Source organism: Caballeronia sp. DA-9 (genome assembly GCF_051615025.1).
In the GTDB taxonomy this organism is placed as follows: Bacteria; Pseudomonadota; Gammaproteobacteria; order Burkholderiales; family Burkholderiaceae; genus Caballeronia; species Caballeronia sordidicola.
This window is the reverse complement of the sequence record NZ_CP195131.1, coordinates 411,903-428,706: the sequence shown is the minus strand read 5'-3', so window position 1 is coordinate 428,706 and position 16,804 is coordinate 411,903. Positions and strand designations below refer to the sequence as shown.

The 16,804-nt window shown below is 57.8% G+C and carries 16 protein-coding genes; 8 read left to right on the top strand and 8 right to left on the bottom strand.

Annotated elements, in window-relative coordinates; genetic code table 11:
- Positions 1-2: 2 nt before the first annotated feature.
- The gene (locus tag ACRWA7_RS01930) at positions 3-923 is read right to left on the bottom strand and encodes a DMT family transporter (protein ID WP_438390826.1); all 921 of its coding nucleotides are present in this window, start codon (positions 921-923) and stop codon (positions 3-5) included.
- 142 nt (positions 924-1,065) lie between these two features.
- On the opposite strand from ACRWA7_RS01930, the gene ACRWA7_RS01925 reads away from it, so the two are divergent.
- Both ACRWA7_RS01925 and ACRWA7_RS01920 read left to right on the top strand, forming a co-directional pair.
- Positions 1,066-1,983: a LysR family transcriptional regulator gene (locus ACRWA7_RS01925; RefSeq protein WP_438390825.1), complete on the top strand. Its 918-nt coding sequence runs from the start codon at positions 1,066-1,068 to the stop codon at positions 1,981-1,983.
- A 90-nt stretch (positions 1,984-2,073) separates the two neighbouring features.
- Positions 2,074-2,862, top strand: coding sequence for an aldolase (locus tag ACRWA7_RS01920; protein ID WP_438390824.1), 789 nt, complete (start codon positions 2,074-2,076; stop codon positions 2,860-2,862).
- A 68-nt stretch (positions 2,863-2,930) separates the two neighbouring features.
- Here the strand turns inward: ACRWA7_RS01920 and ACRWA7_RS01915 are convergent, their stop codons facing one another.
- The 6 genes from ACRWA7_RS01915 to ACRWA7_RS01890 form a co-directional block, all read right to left on the bottom strand.
- Positions 2,931-3,434 carry an HPP family protein gene (locus ACRWA7_RS01915; RefSeq protein WP_438390823.1) on the bottom strand — a complete coding sequence of 168 codons (504 nt, stop codon included), beginning with the start codon at positions 3,432-3,434 and terminating at the stop codon, positions 2,931-2,933.
- Positions 3,435-3,492: 58 nt separating this feature from the next.
- The gene (locus tag ACRWA7_RS01910; RefSeq protein ID WP_060856379.1) at positions 3,493-4,695 is read right to left on the bottom strand and encodes an NAD-dependent formate dehydrogenase; all 1,203 of its coding nucleotides are present in this window, start codon (positions 4,693-4,695) and stop codon (positions 3,493-3,495) included.
- Between the two features lie 203 nt (positions 4,696-4,898).
- Positions 4,899-5,828 carry a LysR family transcriptional regulator gene (locus ACRWA7_RS01905; RefSeq protein WP_438390822.1) on the bottom strand — a complete coding sequence of 310 codons (930 nt, stop codon included), beginning with the start codon at positions 5,826-5,828 and terminating at the stop codon, positions 4,899-4,901.
- A 63-nt stretch (positions 5,829-5,891) separates the two neighbouring features.
- Complete coding sequence (locus ACRWA7_RS01900; RefSeq protein WP_438390821.1) at positions 5,892-6,551, bottom strand: M24 family metallopeptidase; 660 nt, start codon at positions 6,549-6,551, stop codon at positions 5,892-5,894.
- Positions 6,552-6,631: 80 nt separating this feature from the next.
- Positions 6,632-7,282, bottom strand: coding sequence for a response regulator (locus ACRWA7_RS01895; protein WP_438390819.1), 651 nt, complete (start codon positions 7,280-7,282; stop codon positions 6,632-6,634).
- The gene (locus tag ACRWA7_RS01890; RefSeq protein ID WP_060856382.1) at positions 7,279-8,694 is read right to left on the bottom strand and encodes a cache domain-containing protein; all 1,416 of its coding nucleotides are present in this window, start codon (positions 8,692-8,694) and stop codon (positions 7,279-7,281) included. The genes ACRWA7_RS01895 and ACRWA7_RS01890 overlap by 4 nt, the downstream gene beginning before the upstream one ends.
- A gap of 285 nt (positions 8,695-8,979) precedes the next feature.
- On the opposite strand from ACRWA7_RS01890, the gene ACRWA7_RS01885 reads away from it, so the two are divergent.
- The 5 genes from ACRWA7_RS01885 to ACRWA7_RS01865 all read left to right on the top strand — a co-directional run bounded on the left by ACRWA7_RS01885 (position 8,980) and on the right by ACRWA7_RS01865 (position 14,582).
- Positions 8,980-9,183 carry a DUF3311 domain-containing protein gene (locus tag ACRWA7_RS01885; protein WP_060856383.1) on the top strand — a complete coding sequence of 68 codons (204 nt, stop codon included), beginning with the start codon at positions 8,980-8,982 and terminating at the stop codon, positions 9,181-9,183.
- Positions 9,183-10,670 carry a monocarboxylate uptake permease MctP gene (mctP, locus tag ACRWA7_RS01880; protein ID WP_060856384.1) on the top strand — a complete coding sequence of 496 codons (1,488 nt, stop codon included), beginning with the start codon at positions 9,183-9,185 and terminating at the stop codon, positions 10,668-10,670. Before ACRWA7_RS01885 ends, mctP begins: the two co-directional genes overlap by 1 nt.
- Before the next feature lie 331 nt (positions 10,671-11,001).
- A complete protein-coding gene (locus tag ACRWA7_RS01875) occupies positions 11,002-11,868 on the top strand; it encodes a cytochrome c oxidase assembly protein (protein WP_060856385.1) in 867 nt (288 codons plus the stop codon).
- A 557-nt stretch (positions 11,869-12,425) separates the two neighbouring features.
- Positions 12,426-13,664 carry an O-antigen ligase family protein gene (locus ACRWA7_RS01870; protein WP_438390817.1) on the top strand — a complete coding sequence of 413 codons (1,239 nt, stop codon included), beginning with the start codon at positions 12,426-12,428 and terminating at the stop codon, positions 13,662-13,664.
- Between the two features lie 159 nt (positions 13,665-13,823).
- Positions 13,824-14,582 (top strand): hypothetical protein, encoded by a 759-nt coding sequence (locus ACRWA7_RS01865; protein WP_438390816.1) that lies wholly within the window; start codon positions 13,824-13,826, stop codon positions 14,580-14,582.
- Positions 14,583-14,596: 14 nt separating this feature from the next.
- On the opposite strand, the gene ACRWA7_RS01860 is transcribed toward ACRWA7_RS01865, so the two are convergent.
- Positions 14,597-15,493, bottom strand: coding sequence for a LysR family transcriptional regulator (locus tag ACRWA7_RS01860; protein ID WP_060856388.1), 897 nt, complete (start codon positions 15,491-15,493; stop codon positions 14,597-14,599).
- 92 nt (positions 15,494-15,585) lie between these two features.
- Between ACRWA7_RS01860 and ACRWA7_RS01855 the strand changes: the two genes are divergently transcribed.
- Positions 15,586-16,554, top strand: a complete 969-nt coding sequence (locus tag ACRWA7_RS01855) for an NAD-dependent epimerase/dehydratase family protein (RefSeq protein ID WP_438390815.1) — start codon at positions 15,586-15,588, stop codon at positions 16,552-16,554.
- Positions 16,555-16,804: the final 250 nt, after the last annotated feature.

The following is a 16,804-nucleotide window of genomic DNA, read 5'->3' as shown; positions in this document are numbered from 1 at the left end:
GATCAAGCGCTTCCCACGGATAGCTCGACAGGTGCGGTCTTGCCCCAGCGTACTGTCGCGAGCATTGACGCCACGACGATCAAGCCACCGCCAACCCACGCCATGACTGAAATTCTTTCGCCAAGCCAGAGCCACGCGAACAACGCGCCGAATGCGGGCTCGCTGCCCATCAACAATGCAACGCGGGTGGGACTGCTGCGCTTGATCGCATAGTTCTGGGCGAAGAACGCGAATAGCGTGCACGCAAGCACCAGATAAAACACGCTGATCCAGAACGGTATATGGTCCGCCAAAGCAGGGATGTGTTGCCATTGCCCTGGCGCGAAAACGAGGGCCACGGCGGCGCTACCAAATGCGACCACGCCAGATTGCACGGCTGTCACGGACAATGGCGGCAACGCGGAATCGCCCATGACACGCTTGGTCACGCACACATTGAGTGCACGCAGGAACGCGGCCGCCAGTATCAGCGCGTCGCCGGGATTGAAGACGAACTTGCCGTCATCCGCCAGCAACCACGCGCCCAATAGCGAGAGCGCAACCGCGCCCCATTCCACGCGACCCGGCTTGCGCTTGAGCAGGAACCACTCCACCAGCGGTGTCAGCACGACGCACAGGCTGATCAGGAACGCGGCGTTAGCCGCGCGCGTAAGCAGCACGCCAAAAGTTTCACAAAGAAAAATTCCGAGCAACAACATGCCCGCTATCAACACGCCGCGCAAAGTCCGCGCATTAGCGTGACGCAAATGGCGCAATGCCGGCGACAACACGACAAACGTCATGCCAAACCGCAATGTCAGCAAGCCCAACACCGGATAAAACACGAGTGCATTCTTGACGACGCCGTAGCTCGTGCCCCATACCACGGCGACCAATAGCAGCATCAAATCGGATAGCAATAACAAGCGGTCTTGCTTAGGCATGGCGGACCTCTATGAAAGAGTCCGTATTGTCGAGCGTTGCGCTTAAGGCGATAATCGGGTCCGGACGCACAGCTTTTGTGTCGTACATGCATTAATCAGGCGTCCAACTCCGCGCGTTTCACAACGCCACTGGCGACCACCGATGAACCCTACAGAACTCTTTGCGTTGCTTCCGGATATGGCTGTATTTGCGCGCGTTGTCGATTCCGGTAATTTTTCGGTGGCGGCGCGCCAGCTTGGCAGTACGCCTTCGACCGTGAGCCGCCAGATCAAGCGCCTCGAAGAAGCATTGGCAACGCGACTACTGGAGCGCTCTACGCGCAAGGTGCGGGTCACCGAGTCAGGCGAACAGGTGGTTCGATACTGCCGCGACATGCTGAGCGCTGCTTCGGGCGCAGTGGATGCGGCGGGCTCACTTGCCGGGCGGCCGCAAGGCAAGGTCAGTCTTAGTGCGCCGACCGCTTTTGCAAAGACCGTGATGCATCCGTTAGTGCCCGAATTTTTGCACACGTATGCAGATGTCGATCTGCAGTTGCTTTACGCGGATCATGAGGTCGATCCGCTTCATGACGACATCGACCTTGTTATCCGGTTGACGGAACATCCGCCGCCGGGTTTGGCGGGACGGCGGCTGGGCTCGGTTCGCTGGGTGTTATGTGCATCGCCGGCTTACTTGAAGGCTCGTGGCAAACCGCTGCATCCTCGCGATCTGGCGCAGCATGACTGCCTGTACCTGGGCGAAACCGCCGATGACAATCGCTGGCGATTCCGCCGCGGTTCGGAGGCAGCGACCGTGGAGGTCCACGGGCGTTATATAGCGAATCACGCGGGGGCGAGGCTTGAGGCTGCGCTGCAAGACTTTGGCATTGCAAACCTGCCTGAGTTTACTGCTGAGGATTCGTTGTCGCGGGGTGAACTGGTGCAGGTGCTCGATGACTGGACGCTGGCGGCGCAGGCCTATGTGGGCGCGGTCTGGTTGCTTTATCCGCCGAACAGGTTTTTGCCGCCCAAGGTGCGGGTGTTGATCGATTATCTGGTTGAGAAAGGCGTTGGGGCGTAAATGGTTGAACACCATGCGCGAGCATTAGTGCCCTAAGCCATCCGTTTCTCTTCGCTATACTCAATACACTGAAACTCCACGGCAACCATCATGGCTCACACGCTTTCAGTCGGTGCATCAAGCGAATCGTCCAAACCAATACGGCTCGATTCCGACGCGATCATGCGGGCGCGCATCGAACTGGCGGCATGTTTCCAGCTCGCCGCTCAGCGTGGATTCGAGGAGGGCGTCTGCAATCATTTTTCGGCGGGCGTACCAGGACACGACGACCTGTTCTTCGTCAATCCCTACGGTTATGCGTTCGCGGAAATGACGGCGTCGCGCCTTCTCGTTTGTGATTTCGAAGGACATGTGATCGACGGCGAAGGCAAGCCCGAAGCAACGGCGTTTTTTATCCACGCGCGCCTGCATCGATCAAAACCGCGTCTGAAGGCGGCATTCCATACCCATATGCCGAACGCGACTGCACTGTGTTTGCTGGAAGGGCCGCCGCTGCTTTGGCTCGGTCAAACCGCGCTCAAGTTCTATGGCCGTACCGCCGTCGACGAGCATTACAACGGTCTGGCATTGGACACGTCGGAAGGGGACCGCATTGCTTCTGCAATGGGTGATGCCGATGTGCTTTTCCTCAAGAATCATGGCGTGATGGTGGGCGGCGCGAGCATCGCAGAAGCATGGGACGATCTCTATTATCTGGAGCGCGCGGCGGAGGTACAACTAAAGGCCATGGCAAGCAATCGCCCGCTCAAACCCATACCGCATGAAGTGGCGCAGCATGCCTACGAGCAGATGCGCCTGAGCGACGCGGAAAGCGCACGCGCACATCTGGACAGCGCGCTGCGCATATTGCGCAATCAGGGAAACAGGTTCGAGGAATAGATTACTTCGAATGTTCTGGAATGACGGCAGCGCCGCTGCCGTCATTGATCAAATACAACTCGGTTGAGTTACGACCACTTATGAGGCCATCGGTGGCCGCGCACGAAGTTATTGAAGACCAGCGCAATGACCAGCAGCACGCAAACCCCCGCCAACACCGGCACGAAAAAAAATCCCGCCGATGCATTGCCGCTCAACATGATCACAAGCGGATCAGCTCCGGCTGGAGGATGGATGCAGCGTCCAAGCTGCATGAGCCCGATAGCGAGTCCAACAGCCAGCGCCATCTGCCAGATCCCCGGTCCCGCCAGCCAGAACATGGCAAGCCCGACCGCGGCGGAAAGCAAATGGCCGAAGACGAGATTGCGCGGCTGGGCAAAGGCGCTATCGGGCGCGCCAAAAAGCAGCACGCTCGACGCACCGAATGGCGCGATCACCAAAGGACTGCTCGTTACATGCCCCAGCCATGCAAGCAATCCTATTGCGCACGTCCCGCCCAGAAAACCAAATAGTGCCTGTTTGAAGTGAGTTGGAGCGACGGCTGGCGCCGCTCTTGCAATCCGCTCGTTCATAAGGTCTAACGTCCTTGCAATCTGGCACGCCGCCATGGAGGCCGGCGTGCCGGTAACGTTATGCCTTCTTGTAACGGGCCGCTTCTTCAGAGCCCTTCGTCGCATTGCCTGCGCTGTACGAGTGGGCGCCCACGCCGGCGAGACGGCCGCCATCGACGATCAGATATTCGTCGCGAATCGGCTCGTTGGCGAACCAGCATTCGAGAATCTCGCGCGTACCAGCCGCATAACGCGCCTGTGCGGAAAGCGTCGTGCCCGACGTATGCGGCGTCATGCCCTGATGCGGCATGGTGCGCCACGGATGATCGCTCGGCGCCGGTTGCGGGAACCAGACGTCGCCCGCATAACCCGCCAGTTGACCGCTTTCCAGCGCACGAACAATGGCGTCCCGATCCACGATCTTGCCGCGTGCCGTGTTGATGATGTAGGCACCACGCTTCATCTTGTTGATCATCGCTTCGTTGAAGAGATGCTCGGTTTCCGGATGCAGCGGGCAGTTGATGGTGACGATATCGCAGACTTTAGCAAGGGACTCGACAGTCGGATGCCACGTCGCGCCCAACTCGCGCTCGACGTTCTCCGGCAAGCGATGGCGATCGGTGTAATGCAGCTTGACGTCGAACGGCTTGAGGCGGCGCAACACAGCCGCACCAATGCGCCCGGCCGCTACTGTACCCACGTTCATGCCTTCCAGGTCGTATGCACGCGACACGCAATCCGCGATGTTCCAGCCGCCCTTCTTGACCCACTCATGCGAGGGCAGATAGTTGCGAACCTGCGAGAGGATCATCATTACAACGTGCTCAGCCACGCTGATGCTGTTGCAGAACGTGACTTCGGCAACGGTAATGCCACGGTCGATTGCAGCCTGCAGGTCGACGTGATCCGAACCAATGCCTGCGGTCAGTGCAAGCTTCAGCTTGGGCGCTTTTGCAATGCGCTCAGCCGTCAGGTATGCGGGCCAGAACGGTTGTGAAATAACGATTTCGGCGTCGGCGAGTTCACGCTCGAACGTGGAATTCGGGCCGTCTTTATCTGACGTGACAACGAGTGTGTGACCTTGCGATTCCAGGAACTTGCGCAGGCCCAGTTCGCCCGACACGCTGCCCAGCAATTCGCCCGGCTTGAAATCAATTGCCTTGGGCGTGGGTGCGGTTTGGCCGTCGTGATACTTCGTGATATTGGGAACGTCATCCCGCGCGTACTTCTTCGGCATTCCGTCAACGGGATCATCGTATAAAACGCATAGAACCTTGGCCATGATTGTCTCCACTCCACTTTGATTTGATTAACACCGGCGCCTCTGGCGTAAGGCGCCGCCTCGTCGAACATGAGGTTGGTACGTCGACGAAGAGCAGTGTCGCGAAGTCGCGTGGGCTGGTCCAATCGTTTGGATGGATCAAGTGATAAGCACGTGTTATCAACGCGCGCGAAACGTGCGCTGCAGGCCTTTAAAGGCTTGGCTCAGGTTGTTTGAACAGTAGTCGGCACTAGCGCGTCGAAGTCGCGCTGAAGGTCGAGTTGCTCGACCGAGCGCCACATGGCAGCGACCAGGGGCGGCAGCGTATTGCGGTTGCGCGCAATCAGGCCAATGCCTCGGGTCAGTTCGGGCAGCAAGAGCGACGCACGCACGGCGTTACCCACGGGAAGCACGCTTAGCAAACTGTGAGGAAATATGCTGTATAAACCGGCGTGCTGGATATGAGCATAGAGAGAGAGCAGTGAATCCGTCTCGAGCACGACGCGAGGCTGTACGTTTCCCCGCCGGAACGCAGCATTGATCACCTGACGATTCTGCATTGTCGAAGTAAGCAGCCCAAGCGGCAACTCGCTGACATCGCTCCACGGCTGCGTAGGCGCGCTTGAATTCTTTCCGGCATGCGAAGGGGACAGCAGCATATAGCGTTCGAGATAAAGCGGCAGGACGCTAAAACCGGCTTGCACCTGATCGTCGAGATAGGTCAGGCCGACATCGAGTTCATATTCGTCAAGCTGGCGAAGTATGGCGTCGGAGCTTAACGAGCGAACCTCGAAGCGCATGTCCGGATGCTCGCGCATGCAAGGCGCAAGCATGCGCGCGGTCACCGGCATGATGGTCGGAATCGCCCCGATGCGCAGTGTGCCGATGAGTTTCACCTGCGCGGCGGACGCGTCGTGCCGCATGTTCTGAAGCGACGCCAGTGTTTGTTTTGCCCATCCGAGCACCCGTTCGCCGTCTTCGGTAAACCCGACGAACCGCCGCGTTCGCTCGACAATCACCAGGCCAAGCTCTGCTTCCAGGGTGCGAATGGCCGAGGACAGCGCGGGCTGGGACACGTGGCAAGCCTCGGCCGCACGCGCAAAATGTTTCTCCCTTGCCAACGTGACGAGATACTCGAGCTGGCGAATGAACATCGCTTTCCTTGGGTTTGCTGTTTATCCGTCGAGATCCATCGCACGCCTTTGCGCCCGCGCGTGCTAGACAAGCAGATCTTCGTAGAAAGCGCCGAAAGGCCGCGTTGGATGCGCAATCTGAATCTCGAGAATCCACAGCCCGGCGTCCGGGTGCGGCTGGAAATCGCCGAGCTTGCCCGCCTTATAAATGGCGTGCGGAAAATCGCTCACGCGATGTCCCTTGATATCCAGATTCAGTTTCCATCCCAGCGCGTGCGCGCGTTCGGCCGCGTAGTCGTACAACGCCTTGCCGCCCGCGCCGGTTGTACGCCAATGGTGTTCGACTTCGTCGAAAACAGTCTTTGCTGCTTGTGCGCACGCGCGCATCTCGGCGTCCGCGCCTACAACGAATGTAGCCCCTGAATCCCCTTCATGGCCCTGCCAGACCACGCCAAGGTCGATGAAGAAGATGTCGTCGTTCTTAAGCCGTGGATCGCCTTCGGAGGGCTGCTTGAATGTTCGCAGCGTGTTTTCCCCAAAACGGATCAGGATGGGATGCCAGATCCGCTCCATTTCCATGTCCTGGAGAACGCGCTTGCATTCGACTACCGCTTCCGACTCGAGCATACCGGGCTGGATTTTCGAGGCAACGCGCTCCACCACATCCCACGTCCTGTCGCGGGCATGACGCATGGATTCGAGAACGAATTTTTCGCCGACAGCTTCTTGTGCGCTATTCAACACCTGAACGCTCCACCGTTATATCCTTGCAAATATATCGACGGCGACCGGGAAAGTCTACCTTCGTGACGAAAGCCGCCGGGTCAGGCGTTGAAGAATTCGACTGCGAACTTGATCAATTCCGCCTGACCCTCAATGTCAAGTTTTCGCCTGATCGACATTCGGTGCGTCTCGACCGTCCTGACGGAAAGCCCGTGCAGAACCGCAATCTGCTTGTTGGATAAGCCGTTTGCAAGATCGCGCAGCAATTCCTGCTCGCGCGGCGTGAGTTTCTCGATCTGCCTATAGCGTCCGCGATCCGTCACGTGTCCTTTGACGGGCGCTGCGGCAACCTGCTTGAGATGATCATTGAAATAGGTTCCGCCGCTGAGAATGGTATGGATGGCCGCGATGATTTCCGTCGCCGGTGCATCCTTGAGCACGTATCCGCTCGCGCCCGCCGCACGCGCTTCGGCCATGTACTCGGCGTTGTTGTGCATCGATAAAACCAGTACATGCATTGCAGGATGGCGTTGCCTTATTTCACGCGCAAGCGCCACGCCGCTGCCGCCTTTCATGCTGAGATCCGTCAGCACCAGACGCGGCGCAAGACGCTCGATCACCCTGAGCGCGTCCGGCATGTTGCTCGCCTCGCCCACCACCCTGAAGCCGCCGATGGAATCGAGACGCAGCCTCAACCCGTCGCGCACGAGTTGATGGTCGTCTACCAGCAGGATGTCGATAGTGCCTGTCATGTGCTCGCGTGGCTCAATGCGATTGAAGTGAGTTCCACCGGGATCGCGGCTGTCACGCCAGTCCACCCGGGTCTGGATTCGATCATGAAGGTACCGCTGAGAGACTCGACACGTTCGCGCATATTGCGTAATCCAATACCCTGCCGCGGGTCCGACTGGACCGCGCCCGAACCGAAGCCGATACCGTCATCCACGATCGTCAGGATCACTTGCCCCGGTGTACAGGTCAGCGTGACCCGGGCGTTGGCCGCGTTCGCATGGCGCTGGATATTCGTCAGCGCTTCCTGCGCGACACGAAATAGCGCTGTGTTCACCGCATCGGGTAAAGGATGCGCGTCGTTCTGCGTCGCGTTGACCGTGATGTTCGTATGCGGTGTCTTGCCCATTTCGTTGAATTCGAGCGCTAGCTGCCGCAGCGCCGCGCCCAAGCCGAAATCATCGAGCATCGCCGGACGCAGATCGTGGGAGATCTGCCGGATTTCGGCAAGAGTCCGGTTAGTCTGCGCCAATGCATTCTGTATGGGCGGTCCGCTTGGATCGTCCCGGCCAGCGTCGGCCGGCCTTAGCGCAAGTGCGGACTCAAGCAGCAACTTGATGGACACGAGCATCTGGCTGATACCGTCATGCAGTTCGCGAGAAAGGCGCCCCCGTTCAGCCTCTTGCGACTGCACGACCTGACGCGCCATGAGCTTCAGTTGCGCGTCCGAGCTGCGGTGATCGGTGACGTTCATTGCTATGCCGCACGCGCCAATAAACCCCATTCCCAGCGCACCGATCAACCCGATCAGGAACAGCGTGTGACGAATATTCGACGAAGCCTGACGACCGGTTTGCGACAGCGCCATATTGACATCGTCCAGATAGATTCCGGTGCCGACCATCCATCCCCATCGGTCGAACGTAACCACGTAACCGAGCTTCGATTCCATTTTGTGAGTTGAAGGACGCTCCCACAGATATTCGACAAGACCGCCGCCGCTACGCGCCTTGGCCAATAGCGACTGAATGGTAAGCGCCCCATGAGGATCGTGCATTGACCACAGGTTGGTGCCAACGAGTTGCGCGAGCCGGGGATGCATCAGCAAATTGCCTTGCAGGTCGTAGACGAAAAAATAGCCGTCGCTGCCAAACTCCAGCTTCGACAGGATAGCCAGCGCCTGGGCGCGCGTGGCTTCGTCGTCGCGGCCCGAATTGTAGAGCGGCGCAACCGCGCTTTCCGCAAGCGCAACGTAATTCTTGAGTTCGACTTCCTTGCTGCTGCGGTAAGCCGCAGCAATTTCGCGCTGCTCCGAATTCGACAGCGCGCGAGCCTGGAAAGCCACGGCAATAGCAATCGTGGCCATTGCTCCGATGAATGGCAAAAGGGCGAGAATCAGCCATTTTCGCTTCATCCCGTGCAGAGAGAGTCGCATTGATTTTTCCTGCCTGAATGCTGGACTTGTTTGGGCGTACGGCGCCGTCCAGCCCCGAATTGTGCCATTTCGCCACGACAAGGGCTTTTGGCATGCCCACGGCCTGCGTAGTATTACGTAGGGTGATTCCGCTCTTGACGTCTAGGAGATCGGCTTAGCATATGCCTTGCAAGCCCAGGTTTTAGCGTCGCTAGCGCCTCTACGTATTACTACGGAAGGCGGCGAGCGAAATTACGCCAATACTCCGGCTCCAGTTCGAAAAGAAGCGGGTCCCAGGAGATAGATATGAGTTCAGAGAGCGCTTCCCCCGGAAAACGCGCGGCCGGCAGGCTGTTGCTGTTGATTCCTTACGTCGCCCTATTGTGGCTGCCCTTTTATAACGACGCGCGCCCGTCATTCGCCGGATTTCCCTTTTTCTATTGGTACCAGTTGCTCTGGGTGCCGCTGACGTCGCTGATCTTGTACGTCATTTACAGGTGGGTCCGATAATGCCGACGACATTCGACTGGACCTCCGGTCTTGTATTCCTGGGATTCTTTGCACTGGTCACGGTGCTGGGCTTTTTTGCGGCACGCTGGAAAGCAGGCGACCTGACTCAATTGCACGAATGGGGCCTCGGCGGCCGCCAGTTCGGCGCTGTCATTTCATGGTTCCTGGTGGGCGGCGACTTCTACACTGCGTACACGGTGATCGCGGTGCCCGCGCTCGTCTACGCAGTCGGCGCATATGGCTTCTTCGCGCTGCCCTACACGATCATCGTGTATCCGTTCGTGTTCGCGGTCATGCCCAGGCTCTGGGCGGCTTGCCACAAGAACAATCACATTACCGCCGCCGACTTCGTGCAGGGCATCTATGGCGGGCGCTGGTTTGCCGCGGCCATTGCACTGACCGGCATCATTGCGACAATGCCATACATAGCGTTGCAACTGGTCGGCATGCAAGTGGTGATCAAGAGCCTTGGCGTGACCGGCGAAACGCCGCTGGTGATCGCGTTCATCATCCTCGCGGTGTACACGTATGCAAGCGGCCTGCGCGCACCCGCCATGATCGCCTTCGTCAAGGACATCATGATTTATATCGTGGTAATCGCAGCGATCTGGCTCATTCCAAGCAAGCTTGGAGGCTATGCATCCGTATTCGACGCGGCCGATCATTTCTTCACGGCCAAGGGTGGAACGACCGGCATCACACTCAAGGCAAGCCAGTTCACCGCTTACGCGTCGCTTGCGTTTGGATCTGCAATGGCCGCCTTCATGTATCCGCACACGCTCACCGGCGTGCTCAGTTCCAAGAGCGCCAAAACGATCAAGCAGAATGCGATCGCCTTGCCTGCCTATACGCTGCTGCTCGGCCTGATTGCGCTCCTCGGCTACATGGCGATTGCCGCCGGCGTGAAAGTCACTTCACCAACAGACGTGGTCCCGGCGCTGTTCCTCAAGCTGTTCCCGTCGTGGTTCGTGGGCTTTGCAGCAGCCGCAATCGCGATCAGTGCGCTGGTGCCTGCCGCGATCATGTCGATTGGTTCGGCCAATTTGTTCACGCGTAATTTGTGGAAGCCACTGGTACAGCCGAACATTACGCCTGCGCAGGAAGCGACCAATGCGAAGATTGTGTCGCTGGCGGTCAAACTGGGCGCGCTGATATTCATCATTTTTCTGCCGACCCAGTTTGCGATCGACCTGCAATTGCTTGGCGGCGTGTGGATCCTGCAGACGTTCCCGGCGGTCGTATTTTCGCTCTATACGCGCTGGCTCAAGCTGCCCGCCTTGTTTATCGGCTGGCTGGCGGGTATAGGTCTTGGCACCACACTGGTATTCATGCAAGGCCTCAAGCCAATTTATGCTTTGCACCTGGGCGCTACTACGTATCCGGTCTATATCGGCGTGCTTGCGCTGGCGGTCAATATTATTGTGACGCTTGTGCTGTCTGCCGTATTCCCTGCGCGGATTGCTTCAGCAACGCGCTCGACAGCTTGAGTAAGCTCATTTGGCTTCGGTAACATGCCGAAGCCATTTTGAAAGGTAACGTCCAAACCAAGCGGCAAATCGACGCGCTTAAGCAAAAGCAAATCTTGCGTCGATTACTTCAATGCGCTCCCCGGCTCGTCTTTCCTTGGCGATGGACTAGCCGGCCGCGCTTCCAGGCCGAGTCGTTCGTGCTCGATCTGAATCGCATTTCTCCACGCGTACCGCGAGTCCAAGTTCAGATTCCCGGCCGCCAGCGCCCCATCCGCGCAACTGCTAACATGCGAGTCGCCTGGACAGGCATCCAGGCGCGCCCGGATTTCCTTACTTAATTCAAGCTGCCATGTCTCTATTCGATCTGCTCGTGCCGTGGGAACCCTCTTTTGGGCTCGTGGCCGTGTTCGCAGTGACGGCAGCGCTTTTTGCCCGCGGGTCGCGCCGCATTCGGATCAGCCGTACCCGTCAGGGTGCTTTCTGGACTGGCCTTGTAATGTTTTATATCGCGCTGCATACGCGGCTCGATTACTACGCCGAGCACGAATTCTTTGTGCACAGGCTCCAGCATCTCGTTTTGCATCACCTGGCGCCGCTGATCCTGATGGCCGCCTACCCTGGCAGCGCGCTTAGGGCCGGAATGCCCTTGCGTTGCCGCAGCGCGCTGCGGCGCTGGCAATACCGCCGTCCTGCGCGTCTCTTTGCAGCCTTTGTGCTGAACCCTACCTTCATTTCGGTAGCCTTTGTCGTATCGGTGGTGTTCTGGCTGATTCCATCGGTCCAATTCGTTGCAATGCTCGACTGGCGCATCTATACGTTCATGAACTGGTCAGTGGCCATAAGCGGATTGCTCTATTGGTGGATGCTGCTCGATCATCGTCCGCATCCGCCCAGCCGTACACGGCCGGGCTTGCGTGTGCTGTCCCCCGTCATCACCATGACACCCCAGATTCTGGTCGGCGCGGTCATCACTTTCTCAAGTCACGACCTGTACCCAATTTTCACGCTGTGCGGCCGCGCATTCACGTCGGTTCCGGCAGCACTCGACCAAAGCCTTGGCGGACTCATCATGTGGGTGCCCGCTGCCGTGCTGGAAGCAATTGGCGCAATGATGGCGCTGCGTCATCTCATGCGGCTTTCAGAATTGCCGCAGCGTGCGGCGCCAAAATCGAAAGCCGGGAAAAACCAGGCAACGAAGCCCATTCTTGCAAAGTAAGCACGAGGCGCCTCCAATCCCGACGCTGGTCAAATTCCGCAGGCTAACGAATTCATTTGGTGGCCAGCCGCGAAATTAACACCGGTTCAGCGCCTCGAGCGTCCAGCATGGGCGTTCGACACACATTGCCAATCCGCGCTTCATCAAAAATACATGCGAAAGCGCGTCTAATTAGGGTCTCTAAGATCTGGTCAAGCCGTACTTCGCTCAAGAGATGTAAGAAAACCCGGATCTTATGATCGACAATTGTAATCCGGTAAAAATATCCCTATATCTCGCTGCCAAACCACCCAAAACGTCAACACGCGTCGTACAATTTCGCGCCGCCTCCCCCTAATTTATAAATATCCGGCATCGCAATGGTTAACCTGAGATTGAAGTCTTGGGCCGGGGATGCCCTGTCCACGGTGTGTGCCGTGCTGCTTTTCGTGGTCATGTTCGACCATATGACCGCAGTTAAATACATTGGCCTGGGCGTTCTCATCGCAATTCTCGCTTTGCTCGCCTTTAACTCTTTGCGAGACAAAGCAAGCAGGCGCTTGCTGCCCGCGCAACCCTTGTTGATCGCCTTAAGCGCCTGGGCGCTGTGGACTTTAATGTCGGCGGCGTGGTCTTTCGATCATGCATTGTCCCTTGGCGCATGGCTCGACGAAGTCTTTTATCCGCTTGCCGGGTTCTTCGGCTTCTGGTTCATTGGAAAGGAAGCGCTTAACAAACGGCGATTACAAACAGTGGTGTGGGTAGCCTGCCTGATATTGGCGATCGCCAGCGTTGTCTTCTTCAACGACCTGGATCCCGCTATTCCGAAACCGGGTCTCCTGCACTTTTATGCTCGCGTTGGACATACGAGCACGCTTGCGCTCATGGCCATTCCGCTTTTCGCCTCGATGATCTCCGATCCCAATACGAGATTTCGAGGGCTTACGGGCATTGCATTTTGCGTGGTCATTGGTGGCGCAACATTGAACCGCTTTTTTTGGATCGCGCTCGCCGTGGTGGCCGTGGTACTGCTCTGGCCACGTTCGTCGCACGACCGCTTGCGCGCATGGACCGCGCTCGGCACACTGCTCGTGGCAACGCTGGCCGCTGTCGGCTTCAGCAACAAGCTGCGGCTCATGGATCTGCCTGCGAACGCAGCAACGGCCAATTCGGCGCAGGCGTTGTCAGTTCCTCCGGTGAGCGCCTTGCGCGTGACTGCCAGCACGTCCGACCGCCCAACCTCCTTGCCGCACGCAGCGCATGTTTTCGCCGGGTCAAGTATTGCCAGCAGCGTAAATCGCGCCATGTCATCTGACGCGCGGCCAAGAATATGGGCGTTTTATTTGAGTCAGGTGCCGGCGCATCCGTGGTTGGGTGTTGGCTTTGGCAAGCCGTTGCCATCGCTTGCATATGAAAGCGTCATTCCGGACGATCTTGTCAAACTGGATGGCAATGTGCGAACTCATGCGCATAACATCTTCCTCAATACGCTGCTACAGGTCGGCGCTATAGGACTGCTTATCCAGCTTGCCGTGTTCACGTGCCTTGCCAATCAATTCTTCGCCATACGCCACGCTTATCCTCAGCTGTTCCGCGCGGGGTTCGCGCTGATCCTGGGCATGCTCGCCAAGAACCTGACCGACGACTTCATGTGGCAATCGACCATGCTGATGTTCTGGTCATATTCCGGCTGGCTGCTGGGTCAAACCGCAGTTCGCCTGAACGCGCTCAAGGCAACGACGCCTTTCTATCAGGCACCGCGAAGCGCCCGTGAAATCACGCTCGTGGAGCGGCCGCTGGAGCCCGCGAGCAGCTAAAAAGCCGTCCAAAAACGGGTACGCCCGCGGGTGCAACCGCCAAGTGATTTGCTTCGAACAAGCGAGGAAATCGCGGTCGATTTATGGTAAATGTAGCGACCGAAAAATACAGAAGATTTACAACCGGTTGTTAGCGCACCTATCCGAGAACACTCACAAATGAAAACAAGATTATTTTGCTGCGCACTAACGGCCCTCACACTTTCGGCATGCGGCGGCGGTGGCAGCGACAACAGCGGAGCGGTGAGCTTTGCCCAGCCCGATACATCCGGCGGCGTGGCGCAAGGTTTTTATGAAGGCGCCGACACGGCGGGCGATGTGGTGAACGGCGTGGCGCTCGATACGGGCGTGTTCTACTTTGTGTACGCAAATCAGACGTCCAACACGCTGGGTCTTGTGCAGGGTACGGCAAGCCGCGCGAATGGCCCGTTGACGTCGACGGATGCGCGCAACTATGTCATTGCTCAAAATATAGTGACGCCTGAGAACATCGCGTTTTCGTTCGTGGCGCAAAGCAGCTTGAACGGGACGATTACGCCCGTCGCTTCAGGCAGCACGCCAGTCAATTTCACGACCCAATACAGCGCGGCCTACGATCTGGCTCCGAACCTCGCCGCCATCGCGGGCACCTACACTGCCGAGGCAGGATCGATCAAGGGCGGTGAATCCGTGTCGGTCACGATCGCCGCCTCAGGCGCGGTATCGGGTCGCGGTACGAGCGGATGCGTATTCACCGGAACCGCAACGCCGCACGGTTCGAAGAATGTCTACGACGTCACGGTCACGTTTGGCGGTTTGCCTTGCATTTATGCAAACAGGACGCTGACGGGCATACTCGCCGTCAATAACAACGCGCTGCTCGCCATTGCGCCGCTTGCCGACCGCAGCGACGCCTTCGTTCTGGCCGGGTCGAAGTAAGTGCGCAAGGGGCGCTAAGCCCCACGCACATACTTTTCCAGTCCCTTAGCCAAGATCGCAAAAGCAATCTTGCAACTGGGGTTATCGCGCAGGTCCTTGTGCATGGCGAGCCATGTATCGAGCTTGAGCGATACCCGCTTGGGGAAAAGCCGCACAAGCTCAGGATCGCGCCGGGCAAGACCAACCTGACAAATGCCGATACCAAATCCTGCCCTCAACATTGCAAGCGAAGCAAGGTCACTGTCCGTACGCAATGCGAGCAGCTCGCGGCGCCATTCCGGCATTTGCGTCTTCATACCACGGATAAACGCGGTTTCCTTATCGAAACCGATCAGCGCATGGTTTTCCAGTTCGCCGATCCGCAAGGGTCTGCCACGCCGCGCCAGGTAGTCCTTACGTGCGTACATGCCCAGCTCCACGTCTCCCATACGTCGTGCGATCAACACGCCCTGACTGGGCCGCTGCATACGCACCGCAATATCCGCGTCACGCTGCAGCAAATCCTCGATGCGATTGGACGACATCAACTCGATCGTCAGTTCAGGATAAGCGGCGTGCAACTCCGTCACGATAGCCGGCAAGACCTCGACGGTGATCACCTCGCTCGCCGTGATGCGAATGGTGCCGCACACCCCTGCTCCCTGACTCGATGCGGCGCGCAGCAACGCCGTGCTAGTCGATTCCAGTGCCTGTGCATACGGACGCAACGCGAGCGCTTCCTGCGTCGGACTTAAACCCTGTTGCGTGCGAATAAAAAGTGCATAGCCGAGGGCCTCCTCAAGAGCGTCCACGTGGCGCCCGACTGTCGGCTGCGTAAGCCCTAGCGAGCGCGCCGCGCCGGACAACGAACCTTCTCGCAGCACGTCCAGAAACGTACGATAAAAATCCCAGCTCAGTCCGGATTCGTTCATACAAAAATGTATACCTGATCTATCGATTTCGACAATTTCATTTAATCACGATTCGCGCAAGAATTGTCGCTATTGAAAACCAGGGGGCAAAGATGAGCAACGAACGGATCGCATTGGTGCTGGGCGCCACGGGTGGAATTGGCGGAGAAGTGGCGCGTCAACTTTCCAGGCATGGCTGGCAAGTGCGCGCGCTGCATCGCGAACCCGCGCACTTGACCCAGCGGGATGAACGTTTCGAATGGCGACAAGGCGACGCAATGAATCGCGACGATGTCATCGCGGCCGCGAGCGGCGCAAAGCTCATCGTTCATGCGGTCAATCCGCCCGGATATCGCAACTGGGCGGCGCTGGTATTGCCCATGATCGACAACACCATCGCGGCGGCGCAAGCCTCAGGTGCGAGAATTCTTCTGCCTGGCACACTCTATAACTACGGACCCGACGCGCTGCCATTGCTCACCGAAACGTCGCCTCAGAATCCGGTCACGCGCAAGGGTGCAATCCGTGTTGAACTAGAGCGACGCTTAAAGGACGCGACGGAAAATGGCGTGCGCAGTCTTGTCGTCCGTGCAGGCGATTTCTTTGGACCGGGCAGTACGGGCAATAGCTGGTTCTCAAGCGGACTGGTGAAGCCGGGTAAGCCGGTGCGAACCCTGTTCTATCCGGGCAAACGCGGCACTGGACATCAGTGGGCCTACGTGCCGGACGTAGCGCAAACAATGGTGCGGCTGGTAGAACGAGAACACACGCTTCCTGCGTTCGCCACTTATCACATGCAGGGACATTGGGACAGCGACGGCACCCGCATGATCAGCGCGATCAAACACGCCGTCGATCGGCCGCATGCCAAGGTCTATGCTTTTCCGTGGTGGGCTTTACCTGTCATCGCTCCATTTTCGGAAACATTTCGAGAGCTTCGCGAAATGCGATATCTGTGGAGAGAGCCCGTTCGCATGGACAATGCTTCGCTGCTGAGTGTGCTGGGTGAAGAACCGCACACACCCTGGAACGAAGCGGTAAAGACCACTTTGAACGCGCTGCATTGCCTTGAAACACGTTGAGCGCTAAACCTCAATTCAATTCGTTCAAGATAAACCATTACAAATCACAGAGAGTAAAGCGCCGGATTGCACACGTGATCCGGGCAACTATTTCTTCGGTAATTATTAGATCCAGGTTATAAGCCATGCACTAAATGCATCGCGCGCATATTGCGAGATGATTGGTCACTAATTTTCCGTGGTTAAAAGCAAACGTTGGCTATTTCGATTTCAAAGCTTTATTATGAGTTTCATCTTTCTCAATCATCCC

Coding starts and splice junctions, on each gene's coding strand:
- ACRWA7_RS01930 (WP_438390826.1), bottom strand. CDS start 923: ATGCCTAAGCAAGACCGCTTGTTATTGCTATCCGATTTGATGCTGCTA.
- ACRWA7_RS01925 (WP_438390825.1), top strand. CDS start 1,066: ATGAACCCTACAGAACTCTTTGCGTTGCTTCCGGATATGGCTGTATTT.
- ACRWA7_RS01920 (WP_438390824.1), top strand. CDS start 2,074: ATGGCTCACACGCTTTCAGTCGGTGCATCAAGCGAATCGTCCAAACCA.
- ACRWA7_RS01915 (WP_438390823.1), bottom strand. CDS start 3,434: ATGAACGAGCGGATTGCAAGAGCGGCGCCAGCCGTCGCTCCAACTCAC.
- ACRWA7_RS01910 (WP_060856379.1), bottom strand. CDS start 4,695: ATGGCCAAGGTTCTATGCGTTTTATACGATGATCCCGTTGACGGAATG.
- ACRWA7_RS01905 (WP_438390822.1), bottom strand. CDS start 5,828: ATGTTCATTCGCCAGCTCGAGTATCTCGTCACGTTGGCAAGGGAGAAA.
- ACRWA7_RS01895 (WP_438390819.1), bottom strand. CDS start 7,282: ATGACAGGCACTATCGACATCCTGCTGGTAGACGACCATCAACTCGTG.
- ACRWA7_RS01890 (WP_060856382.1), bottom strand. CDS start 8,694: ATGCGACTCTCTCTGCACGGGATGAAGCGAAAATGGCTGATTCTCGCC.
- ACRWA7_RS01885 (WP_060856383.1), top strand. CDS start 8,980: ATGAGTTCAGAGAGCGCTTCCCCCGGAAAACGCGCGGCCGGCAGGCTG.
- mctP (WP_060856384.1), top strand. CDS start 9,183: ATGCCGACGACATTCGACTGGACCTCCGGTCTTGTATTCCTGGGATTC.
- ACRWA7_RS01875 (WP_060856385.1), top strand. CDS start 11,002: ATGTCTCTATTCGATCTGCTCGTGCCGTGGGAACCCTCTTTTGGGCTC.
- ACRWA7_RS01865 (WP_438390816.1), top strand. CDS start 13,824: ATGAAAACAAGATTATTTTGCTGCGCACTAACGGCCCTCACACTTTCG.
- ACRWA7_RS01860 (WP_060856388.1), bottom strand. CDS start 15,493: ATGAACGAATCCGGACTGAGCTGGGATTTTTATCGTACGTTTCTGGAC.
- ACRWA7_RS01855 (WP_438390815.1), top strand. CDS start 15,586: ATGAGCAACGAACGGATCGCATTGGTGCTGGGCGCCACGGGTGGAATT.